Origin of the sequence: Cytobacillus eiseniae (assembly GCF_017874625.1) — a bacterium.
Taxonomy (GTDB): Bacteria; Bacillota; Bacilli; order Bacillales; family Cytobacillaceae; genus Cytobacillus; species Cytobacillus eiseniae.
On sequence record NZ_JAGIKZ010000011.1, the window covers coordinates 1 to 16,343 of the forward strand.

General features: G+C 36.4%; 16 protein-coding genes. 3 read left to right on the forward strand and 13 right to left on the reverse strand.

Translation table 11 applies throughout. The annotated features are described in order from the left end of the window. Positions 1-135 precede the first annotated feature (135 nt). From rpmG to J2Z40_RS10765, 3 genes are all read right to left on the reverse strand, one after another. Positions 136-285, reverse strand: a complete 150-nt coding sequence (rpmG, locus tag J2Z40_RS10755; protein WP_057771568.1) for a 50S ribosomal protein L33 — start codon at positions 283-285, stop codon at positions 136-138. Positions 286-361: 76 nt separating this feature from the next. Then, on the reverse strand, positions 362-979 hold the full coding sequence (locus J2Z40_RS10760; RefSeq protein WP_066395960.1) for a hypothetical protein: 618 nt from the start codon (positions 977-979) through the stop codon (positions 362-364). Positions 980-986: 7 nt separating this feature from the next. Beyond that, complete coding sequence (locus J2Z40_RS10765; protein WP_083953925.1) at positions 987-2,363, reverse strand: glycosyltransferase family 4 protein; 1,377 nt, start codon at positions 2,361-2,363, stop codon at positions 987-989. A 264-nt stretch (positions 2,364-2,627) separates the two neighbouring features. On the opposite strand from J2Z40_RS10765, the gene J2Z40_RS10770 reads away from it, so the two are divergent. Together J2Z40_RS10770 and J2Z40_RS19790 are read left to right on the forward strand one after the other, a co-directional pair. Further along, a complete protein-coding gene (locus J2Z40_RS10770; RefSeq protein WP_083953926.1) occupies positions 2,628-3,011 on the forward strand; it encodes a hypothetical protein in 384 nt (127 codons plus the stop codon). Then, positions 3,008-3,484, forward strand: coding sequence for an endolytic transglycosylase MltG (locus J2Z40_RS19790; protein ID WP_066395962.1), 477 nt, complete (start codon positions 3,008-3,010; stop codon positions 3,482-3,484). The genes J2Z40_RS10770 and J2Z40_RS19790 overlap by 4 nt, the downstream gene beginning before the upstream one ends. 34 nt (positions 3,485-3,518) lie before the next feature. Here J2Z40_RS19790 and phoU read toward each other — a convergent pair whose 3' ends face one another. From phoU to J2Z40_RS10815, 8 genes are all read right to left on the reverse strand, one after another. After that, complete coding sequence (gene phoU, locus J2Z40_RS10780; protein WP_180316807.1) at positions 3,519-4,181, reverse strand: phosphate signaling complex protein PhoU; 663 nt, start codon at positions 4,179-4,181, stop codon at positions 3,519-3,521. A gap of 108 nt (positions 4,182-4,289) precedes the next feature. Continuing rightward, entirely contained in the window at positions 4,290-5,075 is a 786-nt protein-coding gene (gene pstB, locus J2Z40_RS10785; RefSeq protein WP_281064468.1) for a phosphate ABC transporter ATP-binding protein PstB, read from the reverse strand. A gap of 74 nt (positions 5,076-5,149) precedes the next feature. Beyond that, positions 5,150-6,028 carry a phosphate ABC transporter permease PstA gene (gene pstA / locus J2Z40_RS10790; protein WP_066395968.1) on the reverse strand — a complete coding sequence of 293 codons (879 nt, stop codon included), beginning with the start codon at positions 6,026-6,028 and terminating at the stop codon, positions 5,150-5,152. Next, a complete protein-coding gene (gene pstC / locus J2Z40_RS10795) occupies positions 6,029-6,937 on the reverse strand; it encodes a phosphate ABC transporter permease subunit PstC (protein WP_083954014.1) in 909 nt (302 codons plus the stop codon). A gap of 132 nt (positions 6,938-7,069) precedes the next feature. After that, positions 7,070-8,062, reverse strand: a complete 993-nt coding sequence (locus tag J2Z40_RS10800; protein WP_066395974.1) for a PstS family phosphate ABC transporter substrate-binding protein — start codon at positions 8,060-8,062, stop codon at positions 7,070-7,072. Between the two features lie 507 nt (positions 8,063-8,569). Then, positions 8,570-10,771 (reverse strand): peptidoglycan D,D-transpeptidase FtsI family protein, encoded by a 2,202-nt coding sequence (locus J2Z40_RS10805; protein WP_066395975.1) that lies wholly within the window; start codon positions 10,769-10,771, stop codon positions 8,570-8,572. Between the two features lie 50 nt (positions 10,772-10,821). Next, entirely contained in the window at positions 10,822-12,036 is a 1,215-nt protein-coding gene (locus J2Z40_RS10810) for an MFS transporter (RefSeq protein WP_066395977.1), read from the reverse strand. Between the two features lie 242 nt (positions 12,037-12,278). Next, entirely contained in the window at positions 12,279-12,887 is a 609-nt protein-coding gene (locus J2Z40_RS10815; RefSeq protein WP_066395979.1) for a superoxide dismutase, read from the reverse strand. Positions 12,888-13,238: 351 nt separating this feature from the next. Between J2Z40_RS10815 and J2Z40_RS10820 the strand changes: the two genes are divergently transcribed. Then, entirely contained in the window at positions 13,239-13,934 is a 696-nt protein-coding gene (locus tag J2Z40_RS10820; protein ID WP_066395982.1) for a Crp/Fnr family transcriptional regulator, read from the forward strand. Between the two features lie 59 nt (positions 13,935-13,993). Here J2Z40_RS10820 and J2Z40_RS10825 read toward each other — a convergent pair whose 3' ends face one another. Together J2Z40_RS10825 and J2Z40_RS10830 are read right to left on the reverse strand one after the other, a co-directional pair. After that, the gene (locus J2Z40_RS10825) at positions 13,994-14,473 is read right to left on the reverse strand and encodes a DUF456 family protein (protein ID WP_066399416.1); all 480 of its coding nucleotides are present in this window, start codon (positions 14,471-14,473) and stop codon (positions 13,994-13,996) included. 66 nt (positions 14,474-14,539) lie between these two features. Continuing rightward, positions 14,540-16,153, reverse strand: coding sequence for a Na/Pi cotransporter family protein (locus J2Z40_RS10830; RefSeq protein ID WP_066399418.1), 1,614 nt, complete (start codon positions 16,151-16,153; stop codon positions 14,540-14,542). Positions 16,154-16,343: the final 190 nt, after the last annotated feature.

The window sequence follows — 16,343 nt, forward strand, 5'->3', positions numbered from 1 at the left end:
GTCATAAGGCTGGCTGGCTTGAAGGTTAAAGAACAACCTTCCATCCAGCCTTCCTTATGCTTGTCGGGTCTAAACAGTCGCCTTCGCTTTTCTTTTTTTAATCAACAAAAAAAGCAGTAGGAATCACCCCACTGCTTATTTTGTCTCACGATGTGTAGTAGAACGCTTTTCTCTTGGGCAGTATTTTTTAAGCTCAAGACGATCTGGATTGTTTCGTTTATTTTTTTTAGAAATATAGTTACGATCTCCACATTCTGTGCAAGCTAACGTAATATTCACACGCATGTAATTTCCCTCCAAACTATTGATGACTAGTTCGTTCATACGACTTTTCTATAATATCACTTTTTAAAATGAAATGCTAGTCTGTTTTTAAAAGTGATTCGTTTATTTTTACTAACTCTACTTCATTCTCTCCACTTATAATCCAAGATTTCCCTTCAAAAGAGCCTTTATCAACAAAATTTAGGTCGTATAATAATAAGCTAACTGCGTTGCCATTAGCCAGAGGACAATATTGAACCGTACCAGATTGAGAAGATTTCCAGATTTGATCTTTATAAATATTCCATAACGGAAGTACTGTACATATTTTCTTCGCATTCCTACAATTACCAACTCCATTAACCAAATGAACAGAATCATTCGCTAAATGGAAAACAACATCTTCTAAAGGGGAGATAAATGAAAGATGATTGTAATCCCATTGACAGCATCGATGTTGAAGGAGGAGTTTCACTTTAATTGATCGACGGAAATGGTTTGTTACCTTTACAACAAATATCCGCGTATTATGATGAATGTTTTCTTCTGTCAATTGTAAAGTAATTCCTTCATCAAGTACAAGAGCATCCATCCCCCGCTTCATCCAATATGTTTTTCCATTCACCCATACTCCGGGAATCATTTTCATTTCTGATTTAGTTATTTGTTCAATTTCTCCAGAAAACTGTGTTTCCATACACACTTCTGTTTTCATGACCATTTCACCTCAGCATTGATTGATGATCTAATTTTTTCTGATGATTAATTATTGATTCCATAACTTTTATTGTTTTGAGTGCAATCGTATCCCAACTAAAATTCTTTTCAACGTAGGATTTTCCATTCTGTGCAATCCTTTTTGCATCCTGTTCGTTTTCAAATAAAAAGCTAGCCTGTTCAATAAAACTACCAGCATCACCAGGCAACATAAATAAACCTGTATTTAAGTGAGAAATTATTTCGGTTAATCCGCCAACTTTCGAAACAATTGTCGGAATACCTGCTCTCATTGCTTCAAGGGCAACAATGCCGAATGGTTCATACTTACTTGGAAAGACGGCCATTGTACAAGCATCAAGGAGATTATTTTTCACTTCTTCAGTTATGAATCCGACAAAAAATACGTAATCCGTCAAATTCAATAACTCTACTTGTTTCTTATATTCATCAAGCATCGGGCCTTTCCCAGCAATAATAAAATACACTTCTGGATACGTATCACGCATACGTATTGCGGCCTCGATCAATGTGTCAAATCCTTTTTCCTTAACAATCCGACCAATAGATAAAATGAACTGTCTGTTTGGTTGTAATGGCATATTTGATAGGGCTTTACAATGTTTTGCTATTTGAACTTTCTCAATTCCATTCGGAATGATGGATAGTTGCGTTCCTTTGATTGTAAAAACGTTCATTAACTCTTCTTTCATTGATCGACTACAAATAATGATTTGATCAGAATTAGATATTAATTGGTGCTCTTTTTCATGAATATGTTTTTGCAGCTCTGTGTGGATTCCATTGTTGCGGCCGAACTCAGTAGCATGAATCGTACTTATTAGAGGAATAGAGAGAATGGACTTTAGTATTACTGCACTATCACCAACAAGCCAATCATGGGCATGAATGACTTTGAAATCGTATTGATAAGACAGCTCTATTGCCTTTTGAATCATAGCCATATTTAGACCATTAATCCATACTAAGAAATCTTTAGCTTCTGCATGGACTGATTCCACACGATAGACTTGAATACTTTCATCTTCTTCAAACACTTCCAAATCACCTGGATTTGCCGTAATTACATATACCCTGCACCCTTGCCTTTGTAGCCCATGAGCAAGCCCATAAACATGCTTAGCCAACCCACCAATCAGATGTGGCGGATATTCCCATGCTAGGAGAAGGATCGAAAACTCATCGTCTTGGCCTGCAAGATTAGCATTCGTTTTCACATATGAATTCCTGACCCTATAAATAAAGGAATTGTCTAAATGAATATTTTGTTCACATATAGAATAAGGGTTATTCTCATAATAGGTATACGTACTTACGTGCTTGTCCCAATTTGAAAAGTTTTCAATTTGCTTTTTTTTCATGACACCTCATCCTGCTTCAGTATGAAAGGGCAAAATATAAAGATATGCAATATAGATCTCTTTTTATTACTTATAATGTTAGCATCGAAATGAATGTCTAACAATGAACGGAAATTGTCGTATCTCAAATACTAAACGACAAAAATCACTTCATTTTTCCAGATTTTACGAACCCCATCGAATTTTGTCGACAATAATGATAAAATAGCCTCAGCATATATAATATTAGTCATTTGGTAATTACATTAAATTGAGGTGTTTTCTTTGGAATATGTAATGATTAGCTTACTTTGCTTTTCAATCCTGCTTTTTATTATTTCACTATTTTTGAAAGATCCCTACAAAACGATTCGTGAAGAAATCGATCAACTCTCGATGCAGCAAATTCAAGATATGTATTTGATTAAGAAGAAATTAAAGGTACTTGAGGAAGAACTACTTATAAGCGATGATGGATTACAGCCTTCTTTTCCTCAGCAGCCCGCCTACACAAATGAGAAAAAAGACATACATGAAATCATTAAAAATCAAGTATGGGCATTAATCCAGCAAGGCCATACAGTTGAACAAGCTGCGCGACAATCTTCATTAACAATCACTGAAGTAGAGGCTATTATAAGTGAAATGATTGGCAGGACAAAAATATGAATAAAAGAAATACTCGTGCCTTCGCATTTGGAATTTTTGTTGCAGTTTGTATTATAGGTGGTTTCTTTTTTCAAATCGAAAAGAAACCTGCCAATGACATATCAAATGAAAAGGCAAAAAAGTTTTTAGAGGAAAAGGGTTTCACTGTTTTATCAACTGCTGAATATGAACAAATGAAAAAAACAATTACTGAACATGAAAAGATGGAAAAATCTGCTCAAGACAGCCTGCAAGAGCCAGAAGAAGTTCCTTCTGTAAACAAGGTGATTTCTTATCAGCTTGAAATTAATAGCGGCATGTATTCACATGATATTGCGACTCTTCTTGCTGAAAAACAAATTATTGATGATTCCACACAATTTGAAACATATCTTGAGGAACATGGCTACAGCACTAAAATTCAACTTGGATCATTTAATCTAACTTCAGAAATGAGTTATAAAGAAATAGCAAAACTTATAACAAAAAGCTAAAGGAGACTGAATCAATCTCCTTTAGCTTTTTTTATTAATGATTATTTAAATCATATTGTCTGCCTTTTACAAGATAAAGAATATGTTCTGAAATATTTGTTACGTGATCGGCAGCCCGCTCTAAGAAGCGGCACACAAAAGAAAGCTGTGTAATTTGAGCTGTAAATTCTGTATTCTGCATATTAATTTGCAATAAATCACGAATGATTTGTCCATATAAATCATCTACTTCATCATCCATTAACGCTACATTTCTTGCTTTTTCTACATCTTCATCGCTAAATGCCTCTAATGATAATTTCAACATTTCAAGGGTGATTTTATGCATTTCTTTAATATGAACAATTGGTTTTACAAGTGGTTCATTGCCAATTCGAATCGTTGCTTTGGCAATATTCACAGCAAAATCAGCAATTCTTTCTATATCTGTTGCAATTTTTATTGCAACAATAATTCTCCGAAGATCGATTGCAACTGGTGCTTGCTTTGCAATTAACAGGATTGCAAAATCATTAATCTCCTCGTACATTAAATCTGCATGTGTATCATCATCCATTATTTCAAGTGCAAGTTCAACATTTTGCGTTTCTAAAGCAATAATTGATTTTGTTAATGCCTCTTCAGTAAAACGGCCAATTTCAAGCAATTTATTTTGTAATTCAATTAAATCGCCATCAAATTTTTCTCGTACAGACATCATGAATGGTTCCTCCTAATTCAATACATCTTTCACTTATTACGCAGTATATCACCAATATCTTGGAAAATGATAGAATTGAATGAACTTTTCCACCTATATATATTTTTATCCAAAGCGGCCAGTGATATAATCTTCTGTTCGTTTATCTAAAGGTGTGGAGAAAATCTTGTCTGTATTCGTAAACTCAATCACTTCCCCATTTAAGAAGAATGCTGTTTTATCTGAAATACGTGCAGCCTGCTGCATATTGTGAGTAACAATAATAATACTGAAATCCTTCTTTAATTCCTGGACGAGTTCTTCTACCTTTAATGTAGAGATTGGGTCAAGGGCAGAAGTCGGTTCATCCATTAAGATTACATCTGGTTCTACTGCTAAGCATCGGGCAATACATAAGCGTTGCTGCTGTCCACCTGAAAGACCAAATGCATTCTCATTCAAACGATCCTTTACTTCATCCCAAATCGCAGCCCCTTTTAAGCTTTCCTCCACAATTTGATCGAGTATTCTTTTATCTTTTATGCCATGAATCTTAGGACCGTACGTTACATTCTCATAAATTGATTTAGGAAAGGGATTAGGCTTTTGAAAGACCATCCCCACCCTTGTCCGGAGCTCTTCCACACTATATGATTTATTAAAAATATTTCTTCCGCGATATTCGATTGTCCCGGATGTTTTTACACTTGGCACTAATTCAATCATGCGATTCAATGTCTTTATATATGTTGATTTCCCACAGCCTGATGGACCAATGATTGCTGTAACCTCATTTTCATGAATATCTAAATTAATTTCTTTCAATGCATGATTCTCACCATACCATAAATTCAACCCACTTGTTTTATAGACAATAGCTTTTGCCGATTGCTTGCTATTATTATGATTCATCACTGCCTCTATCGTTGGTTTTACAATTGTCGCATTCATCCATACATTCCTCCTTCAAAATTAAGGTCCTGGACTTAGTAACGTTTTTGAAACTTATTTCGGATATAAACAGCAATAGAATTCATAATAATTAACATTGTTAGTAACACAATGATCCCTGCTGCTGCCACTCCCTGAAATTCCTCTTGTGGACGACCAGTCCAGTTATAAATTTGCATCGGCAATACTGTAAACATATCAAATACAGACTTTGGCAAAAAAGCAAGAAATAATGGCAAACCAAGTACAACTAATGGCGCTGTTTCACCGATTGCCCTTGACAATGCAAGGATACCACCTGTTAATATCCCTGGTATTGCTGCCGGAAGTACAACATTCAAGATCGTCTGCCATTTCGTCGCTCCCATTCCAAATGACGCTTCTCTTAATTCCTTTGGCACTGCCTTGATTGCTTCTTGAGAAGCAACAATAATGATCGGAAGAACAAGCAAGCTCATTGTAAAACCAGCTGCTAAAATACTTGTTCCAAGCGCTAAAGCCCGAACAAACACGGTTAAGCCTAATAAACCAAAAACAATCGAAGGTACTCCTGCAAGATTAGAAATATTCACTTGAATAAACCTTGTAAATCGATTTTTCCTTGCATATTCCTCTAAATAGATCGCTGTGCCTACACCTAGAAGCAACGTAACAGGTGCAACAACTCCCATTAACCATATTGTACCGATTAGAGCCGTTTTAACACCTGCTTGTTCTGGTTTTCGCGAAGGAAGATTTTGCAAAAATTGAAAATCAAGATAGCCAATTCCTTGAGTGATTACCCGATATAATAAAATTCCTAAGACTAGTAAGCCAAATGTTGTTGCTGCCATGAATAATAGCTTAAAAAAGATATTCGACGCTTTTCTAGATTTCATTTGCTTTAGTACCTTAGCATGATCAATTAATTTCATTTAGTATTCCTCCCTGAAACGACGAGAAATAAATTGGGCAAGCAGGTTCATGATTAATGTGAATAAGAACAATGTAAATCCTACCGCATAAATGCTGTAATAAATCGTCGTCCCATATCCTGCATCCCCTTGACTGACTTGAACGATATAAGCAGTCATTGTTTGAATGGAGCCCGTAACATCCCAGTTTAAATTTGGTGTGGAGCCTCCTGCAACAGCTACAATCATCGTTTCACCTATTGCCCGCGAAATCGCTAATACGATGGAAGCAATAATTCCTGAAATGGCAGCTGGCAAAACAACCTTTATAGCCACTTCAAATTTTGTTGCTCCTAGTGCAAGTGCACCCTCGCGCATTGAATTTGGTACACTTGACATTGCATCCTCTGATAGAGAAGCAATCATCGGTGTAATCATAATCCCAATTACAATACCGGGACTTAATGCATTAAAAATTTCAAGGGAAGGAATCACTTCTCTTAAGATCGGAGTAACAAAGGTTAAAGCAAAGAAACCATATACAATTGTCGGAATGCCTGCTAGTACTTCTAGAATCGGTTTAATCGTTCTGCGAGTTCTGTCAGTTGCGTATTCACTCAAAAATATGGCTGATGCGAGTCCAATCGGTATCGCAACAATTGCAGCAATAATCGAGACTTTTAACGTTCCAGAAATTAGTGGAAGAATCCCAAATGCTCCATTTGTTTCTGAGAAAGGGTACCATTTTTGTGCAGTTAAAAATTCAGTGATCGACACTTTTGTAAAAAAAGTAAATGTTTCAGCAATTAAAGTGAAAACAATTCCAATCGTAGTTAAAACAGATACGATTGCTGTGAGCAATAATAAAAACGGCACAATTTTTTCAATTTGCAGCTTTTTCGCTTTTTTATTTTTTTTCTCCCGAATCATTTCTTGAATAGAAAATGTATTTGAAGACTTTTGTAAAGCCAAAATGAAAACCCCTTTCAGGCGATGTAGCAAAGGAAGATGAGAAGTACAATTTATGCACTTCCCATCTTTATTAAAGAAATAAGCGTTTCCTTACTTTAACCCCTCTAGTACTTTCAGCGCTTCCTCATATTCTTCATCTGTTAGTCTTACATACCCAACATCTTCAGACAGGACGGCAGCATTTTCTAATGTATATTTAAGAAACTCGTATACTTCTTCGTTCTTTACTGATTCATTTTTTACATATGTGAAAAGCGGGCGGGATAGTGGTGCGTATTCTCCGCTTTCAACCGTTTCATTCGTTGGCTCAACAGCGCCATTGCCACCATCGATTGGAACAACTTTCAATTTATCTTTATTCTCAGCATAGTAGGCATAACCGAAATAACCAATTGCATTTACATCACCAGTAACCCCTTGTACTAATACATTGTCATCCTCTGAAAGTGTTGCACTTTCAACAATTTGTGCATCCTCTAAAATGACTTCATTAAAGTAATCAAACGTTCCTGAATCCGTTCCTGGTGAATAAAATTTGATTTCTTCATCTGGCCAATCTGCACGAATATCAGACCATTTCTTTGCATTTCCATCTTCAACCCAAATTTGCTTTAATTCTTCAACTGTTAGATAATCAACCCAATCATTATCTTTATGAATAACGACTGAAAGACCGTCATTTGCTAATTTAAATTCTGTATAGTCAAGCCCAACTTCTTCTAATTGCGCCTTTTCTTCATCTTTAATAGGGCGGGAAGCATTACTAAAATCAGTACTTCCGGCAATGAATGCTTTAAATCCGCCACCAGTTCCAGAAGAAGCGACAGACACTTTTACACCAGGCTGAGTCATTCCGAACTCCTCGACAATTGCTTCCATAATTGGGTACACAGTAGAAGAACCATCAATATTTATTTCGCCTTGAAGCTGCTTATCTTCATCACTAGCTTGCTGTTCTGTATTATTTCCAGCTGTTTGGGAACTACTTGTTGTTCCTTCTTCTTCAGTTGCGCCACAAGCAGCAGTGAATGCTAGTACTGCTCCAATCATTGTTGATAGTGCTAAGTACTTAAAGCTTTTCATTTCTTTATTCCCCCTAAGAAATTGGTTGATTTGTCCTACATGTATAGAATAAAGCGAAAGAGTTAATCCAGTATGAATTCAATGTAAAGCTTATGTAAATTTCTTAGAATACTAGAATTGAAAGGGTCCTGCAGGGTAAATAAAGATTGTTTTCGCTAACATTGCTGTTATTTTACACATAATTTTAGTAAAGGTTGATTTCCGCGCACGTGTGCTCCCTTTCCGCGGGGTAGTCCGCTTGAGCCTCCTCGGAGCATTCGCTCCTGCGTAAGTCCAGCTGTCCTACGCATCTAAAGCAGGACATTATAGTTGGCTCCTTAGAATCCCCGCCACACGAAGGAAATGCGACAGCATTTTCGAAGATCTCGCATCTTCCGCTCCAATCAACCGATCTATTTAGTAAACTATTCATTCTAACATTTGATTTAAAAACAACAATCTTTTAGAAAAGAGCCTAAATAAAAGACCTGCTCCATAATTGGAAACAGGTCTTAGGCTCTTTTACTATTATTCTATTTCTTCATTTTCTTTTGTGTCTGCTGTATTTTCTTCAGATGTACTTGCATCATCAGTTCCTTGCTGTCTTTGTTTTTTTAGTTCAAAGTACGTATCCATCACCCGTTCAGCAATCATCCGATTCGCATAATGCCCTTTTCCACCTTGATACGCCCAAGGAACTATGATGGAAATAGCAATTTCCGGATTATCATAAGGTGCATACCCGACATAGCTTAAATTTATCACTTCAGGTGGTATCTTTCCAAACTTACTCCGTTCTGGTCCATCGTATGATGCTTGGGCTGTACCAGTTTTGCCAGCTGATTTATAATCCTTTCCTTTTGCACCAAAGCTGGAATAGGCTGTACCTCCTGGTTCCTGGGTAACTTTTCGGAACCCCTCTTGAACACGACCAAGCCATTCTTCTTTTCCTTCAATCTGATTCAATACCTTTGGCGCAATCTCCTGAATAATAGGACCAATCTCGCCATTTTCCATTAAAGGCTCTCGGATTTCTTTAACAATATGAGGCTCCATCCGATTTCCGCCATTTGCAATGGTCGACACGTATTGCGCTAGCTGCATATTCGAATACGTATCATATTGTCCAATCGCTAAGTCAAGCATAAAACCTGGCTTTATTCCTGAACCTTTAAAACCAGATTGTTCATTTGGAAGATCAATTCCTGTTTTTATTCCTAAACCAAATTGCGCAAAGGAATCACGAATGATATCAAATCCCTCATCATCTAATCGCAATGGCCGATCGTATTGATATGTCCCTCCACCAATATTTATCGCTGTCTGGAACATATAAACGTTTGAGGAGTATTGAAGTGCAGTTATATCATTCATTACGCCTAGACCGCTTCTCCATGATTTCTTTGGTTGAGTGCCTTTAATTTTAACAGGTGTATCAAGATATGTGTCACCAGGGCTAATCGCGCCTGCGTTAAATCCAGCCATAATCGTAGCCCCTTTAACTGTGGATCCTACATTATAGGTTGTTTGAATATTTCCAAGGGCATCATCAATGATGACTCTTTCCCCATTTTCTTTTTTGACAATTCGCTTCCCTGCCATTGATAAAATTTCACCTGTCCAAGGATCCATAGCTACAACATATGCACGATCAAGTAAGCTGGTCCCGCCAATTGACTTTGCTGCTAATAATTCCTCTTCAATGATCTTCTCATTTGCTATTTGAAAATCCATATCAATGCTAAGAACGAGATCCTTTCCTCTTTTCCCTTCTGAGATCGGAATCGTCTCCAAGACTTTTCCACCCTTATCCGTCACATTCTTCACTTTCGCTTTTTGTCCATGCAGAACATCTTCATACTGCTTCTCAATTTGACTTTTCCCTACTCGATCATTCCGGCTGTAGTCCCGAGCTAAATAATAATCAAGTTGTTCAGCTGGAAGTCCATCATCTGAAACACTCCCCAGCACAGACTTTAATGTGTCACCAAATGTATAATATCTTTCCCAGTCGGTCGTCGTATCTACTCCTGGAAGCAGCTGCAAGTTCTCACTTACAATCGCAAATTCCTCATCTGTTACATCTTTATTTTTTACGATTTGTGGAGTCAATGCGTAACCGCTTGAGAAATCACGATAAATAGCAAGCACTTCAAGGTCAAAATCTGTTAGCTCATTTAGCTCTTCCTCAGTAATTCGCTCAAGCTTTAATCGATAGATTTCCTTATCTAACTCTTTACCTTCTAGCTTTTCTTTTAATTTATCTATTTCCTTTTCAGTTACCTTTTCATCTGCACGTTCTAAATTATTAATAATCCAATAATCCTTCTTATCTCTTTCCTGCACTTTATCGGTATCTTTTTCAATGAGCACAGCCAATCTAGCTGCAATTTTAAGCATTTCATCCTGCTTTGCACCACTATTTGTATATGTAATGGCATTCTGTGGTGTATTGTCAACAATAATTTTACCCGTCCTATCGATCATTTTGCCGCGTGGGACAGGGTTATTTACAGTAATGTCTTCTGTACGCTCAATTTCTCGACGGTAATCATCTCCATAGACAATTTGCACAAAGCCAAGCCTAAGAATTAATACCGAAAACAAAACAAATACAATGAAGAAAAGGATGTTCAACCGAAATGGAACATGGGACTTCTTCTTTTTCTTTTTTTGTTTCAATTTATATTTCACATCCTTTATGGAAAAAACATAGTCAACCCATTCCATTCTAAAGGAAACAGAGAAATATTTCTATGATAACCTATTGAAAAGACCAATTAATTAGGCAGCTGAACTTTCCTAATAAAGAAATAAATAATTAAATGCCCCATGCCTAAACAAAGCAGCAAGATAGGAATGCCTCTTTCTTCATTAAAAAAGATGACTACCCCTAAGAAGCAAATAATCGAAAACGCCCTGCCCATATTTAAGAACAATTCACGAACGACTATATATTCAATTCTCATTTCAGCTGCTTTCCAGCCTTTACCGATCACATCATATGTCATCGAAATATATGGGACTAATAATAAAGGATACGCGATCGCAATAACACCTGCATATAGAAGCAATTTCGGATAGGTCAAATTAAAAATGATCAGAAAAATGGATGCATACAAAATGACCCCACCAATTAAAATGGCTTTTTTTCGCTGATTCTCTTTTAACAACCTAGATACTGTATAGTATGTAATAAATGAAACGCCTGAATTCACTAATCCGAAAGTCCCTAAAGCCATTTCACTGCCAGTAGAAATAAAAACAAACACGGAAATGATAAAAGCAAACGTTCCCTCACGCATCCCTTGGAAAAAATGGGCATTTGTAATAAGCCGCCAATTCATATTGTATTTTCTTTCCGATATAATTCTTCGAAAACAATATTTCCCGCTTGCAGGTCTTCTTTTTATAAAAAAGCTTAAAAAGACAGCTAATGTAAAGAGCCCAAGTGAAATACCAAAAATAATCGAATAACCTGTAAACTTTTCCATTCTTGATATGATGAAACCAGCAGTAATTGGGCCAATCATTCCTCCTATAGACGATAAGATACCAAGGAACCCATTAAAGAAATCTCTATTTTCAGGCTCTGTAATTTCAAATGTAAGCACATTAAATGCAAGCCAATAAAAGCCATAACCAACACCTAGTAAAACACCTAATAGCAGTAAATATGTGGAAGCATTTGTCCCTATCGCCAATACCGTCACATAAAAGGCAGCCAAAAATATGACGCCAATACGGAGGACAATTACTCGATCCACTTTCTTTGCCCACCTGCCTGCTAAGATAAAGGTAAGTGGCTGCGTAATCACAATCGCTAGATTATATAAGCCTAAATCCTTAAATTCACCTGACTGCTTCCAAAGATAAATATTCACAAATGTATTGGACAATGCCACACTTAATGAATAGAGCCCTCCAATGATTAGTAATAGCCCAAGATCCTTTGTTAAATCAACATCTCCGATCAATTTTCTAACTTTACTCATAAAAAAAACTCCCCTTTGGTTATAAAGGGTAGTTTCCAACAAAACGAAATCACTTATTCAGTTTTTTAGGAATCCATTAGAAAAGCGCAGGACTATTATTCGCTCCATCATACATATGAGCATTCACTCTACAAACTGACGAGACCCCCCTTTCCATTTAATGGAAGCGTAAATGCGATAGCATCAGTATATGAAAAAACACGACAAGTACTGTCTTGTCGTGTTTTCCAATTTATCTATTCTTATTTCGCAGCGTCGTAACGCTTAGAAACTTCATCCCAGTTTACAACATTCCAGAAAGATGCAATGTACTCAGGACGACGGTTTTGATAATTTAAATAGTAAGCATGCTCCCAAACGTCTAAGCCTAATAATGGTGTTTTGCCTTCCATTAGTGGTGAATCTTGATTTGGTGTGCTTGACACTTCAAGCTCGCCATTGTTAACTGAAAGCCATGCCCAACCAGAACCAAAACGTGTAGTAGCTGCTTTAGCAAATTCTTCTTTGAAGCTATCGAAGCTTCCAAATTTACCATTGATTGCCTCAGCCAATGCACCTGTTGGAGCGCCTCCTCCATTTGGAGAAATTACTTGCCAGAATAAAGAGTGGTTTGCATGTCCGCCACCATTATTACGTACAGCTGTACGAGCTGCTTCAGGAACTGCATCAAGATTTGAAATAACTTCTTCTACTGATTTAGAAAGAAGTTCTTCATTTCCTTCTAATGCATTATTAAGATTTGTCACATATGTGTTATGGTGTTTAGTGTGGTGAATATTCATTGTTTCTTTGTCAATATTTGGTTCTAGTGCGTCATACGCATAAGGTAATTGTGGTAATTCAAATGCCATTTTAAATTCCTCCTATGTACATAATTTGAGCCTTCCGAATTATCCCTCTATTTATATAATTATAATTTTAGAATGATTCTTCATGACTCTCTACTTAAGATTACCAAAGTTGGATGATGCTTTCAATCAAAATGCTTAGGTAACAAGATAAATTTCCCCAATATTTTATGAAAGTATACGTGAGTAATGAAGTTTTCGTTAATTTGTCAATAGTTTAATGAGCTCCCATCTGTCAACAACATTAGTCATATTAACGACTATTCAACTGCTACTTTATCCACATCCGTCATTGACACTATCCTCCTATTTCCTTTAAATCAAGAGTAGAGACCCTTACTTAGGAGGTACATAATGAAAAACTTTAATCTTTCACTTTATAGTTTGCTTATCCAACATTTTATTGAAAATGAAACCATTCAAACGATGGAAGCAGGTACGATTCTATTTCAAGAAAAGGAGTATGTTAACCACGTCTATTTATTATTATCAGGAAAAGTTGCACTCGGTAGAATGAATATAAACGGCAAAGAATTTATCTTAAAACTATTAAATGATGAAGAAATAATTATGGAATATCAAATTTTCAAACATGCTCCTAAATACCATTTCTTCGCCAAAACGATTACGAATTGTGAAGTGCTCGTCATAAAAAGAGAGCATTTCGAAGCATTTTTCTTACAGGACCAAGAGCGACTAAGCAGCCTAACCGCTTGGCTCAGCACAAGATATCTGAAAGCACAGATGAAATGTCAGGATTTAATTATTCATGGAAAAAAAGGTGGATTATATTCAATCTTAATACGGCTATGTGCAAGTTTTGGCATCAAAACGGCGAATGGAATAGTAATCGATGTCCCACTAACCCATCAGGAGCTTGCAAATTTAACATTTGGCACAAGAGAAGTTGTTCAGCGCATGCTTAAAGAGCTCAAGGAAAAGGATGTTATTTCCTATGATAAACAAAAAATAATTATTAAAAATTTAAATTACTTAAAAAAAGAAGTAGATTGCCAAAACTGTTCGTTTGAAATATGTGGAATCAATTAAGAAATGGACCCACTGCCCTAAGTTAAAGAGGCATGATGGGTCCATTTTTTTAGGATGAACTAAATCATAAATATAAAATAGATAATCATTACTGTTTGGATGGCTCCTTTTGTTATTACACTACTTACAAAACCAATAACTGAACCGAAGCCAATCTTAACCGCTTCTTTCCACCCTTTCTTGTTAACAGTTAACTCCGCAATAACCGCTCCAAGAAACGGACCAATAATAATCCCAATAACCGGAATAATAAACGGGCCAGCTAGAAGCCCAATTGTACTTCCCCATACACCAGCTTTAGAGCCACCAAACTTTTTTACTCCAATTAAATTTGCGATATAATCTGCCCCAAATAGTAAAATAATAAATAGCCCCTGCACAACCCAGAAAAACCAGTTAAACGGTTCAAAGGTAAAGAAAATGCCATAAAGAATAAATCCACCAAGGATGAATAATACACTTGGAATAATTGGATACACGAGACCTACATACGCAATGATAAATAATAAAATAATCAGCGTCCAATACATATAATCCACCACTACACCCCCATTAACTATTGAATAAAGCAAGGAGAGAATCCTCCTTGCTTTGCTATACTCTTACTAATTATATTCTTCCCCTAAAATTGCTTCAGCAATATTTACTGCATGATCTCCGATTCGTTCTAAGTTACTAACAATATCAACATAAAAAATACCTGCTTGTGCTGAGCATAAACCTTCATTTAAACGAAGAATATGCTGTTTACGCAACTTTCTCTCCATTTTATCAATTGCTTCTTCTTTCTTCACTACATCTAATGCAGCTATTCTATCTTTATGATCCAAAGCATGAATAGATTCTTTCACAGTAGAGATTGTTAATTCGAACATCTCCTCTAAATCTGCCATAGCTTTTTCTGATATTTTGACTTTATTCGCTTGTTGGTATTCAGCAAGCTCAACAATATTTTCATAATGATCACCCATGCGTTCAATATCTCTAACCGTATCCATTAGCATCGTATGCTCTTCTGATTCGTGTGCGGTTAATGAGCTTGTTGATAACGTAATGAGATAATCAGTAATTTTGCGATCAAGGTTATTTATTGCATCTTCAAGCTGCATCGCATTACTAGAGTGTTTTGTGTTTTTCGTTTTTAAAAATTCACTCGTCTCTTCCAGACCTCGAATGGCAAATTGCCCCATTCGAAGCACTTCTTCTTTAGCTTGTCCGATTGCAATCGAAGGTGATTGCTGAATGAAATTTGGATCCAGATGTTTTGCTCGATATTCCATAACAGAGTCTTCACCAGGGATTAACTTTGTGACAATGAATGCTAAGACGGCAACAAATGGAAGCTGAATTAGTGTATTCGATGAATTAAAAATTCCATGTGCAAAAGCAATCGTCATTTCAGGATTTAATCCTAGAGCTGACTGTAGACTTTCGACGACAAAGGTGAAAGGCTTCAATAATATTATAAATATAATTGTACCAATAATATTAAACAGGACGTGTACTGCTGCAGCACGTTTGGCCGCAATAGATGCGCCAATAGATGCTAGCACTGCCGTTATCGTTGTTCCAATATTATCACCGAAAAGTACAGGCAATGCCGCATGAATATCAATAAGCTGTTCCGAGAAAAGCCCTTGCAAAATACCAATGGTTGCACTTGAGCTCTGGACAATTACAGTAAACACTGCTCCAACAATTACGCCTAATATAGGATTTTCACTCATATTTAGGGTTAACTCATGAAATGCTTCAAGTGTTCGAAGTGGTTTCATCCCCCCGCTCATTAATTCTAATCCGTAGAATAAAGCACCGAAGCCAAAAACGATTTGTCCGAAATTATGTATTTTCTGATTCTTAAAGAAGAATAATAACACAGCACCTGCTGCAATGATTGGCAAGGAATAGGCACCAACATTAATCCCAATAATAAATGCTGTTACAGTTGTTCCAATATTTGCACCCATAATGACACCAATCGCTTGTCTTAATGTCATAAAGCCCGCACTAACTAATCCAACTGTAATAACCGTCGTTGCTGAGCTGCTCTGAATTAATACTGTAACTAATATCCCCGCCAAAACACCCATTAAAGGATTCGTAGTAAATCGGTCTAATAAGTCTCTTAAGCGATCCCCAGCTGATTTCTGGAGACCGTCTCCCATCGTTTTAATTCCATATAGGAAAATCCCAAGACCACCTAGGAATTCAAAAATCATTTTCTGAATATCTAATTCCACTTTTTACAACCCCTACATCAATTTTCGACACATTTCACAAGTCACATATAATTATTATTGAATATGTATTAAGTGTAAAGATATCTTCAGCTAAATTTACAATACCTTTACAAATGGCCCTTATATTACAATTGTGTTACAAAATCATTTTGCTATTTACTTGTACAGA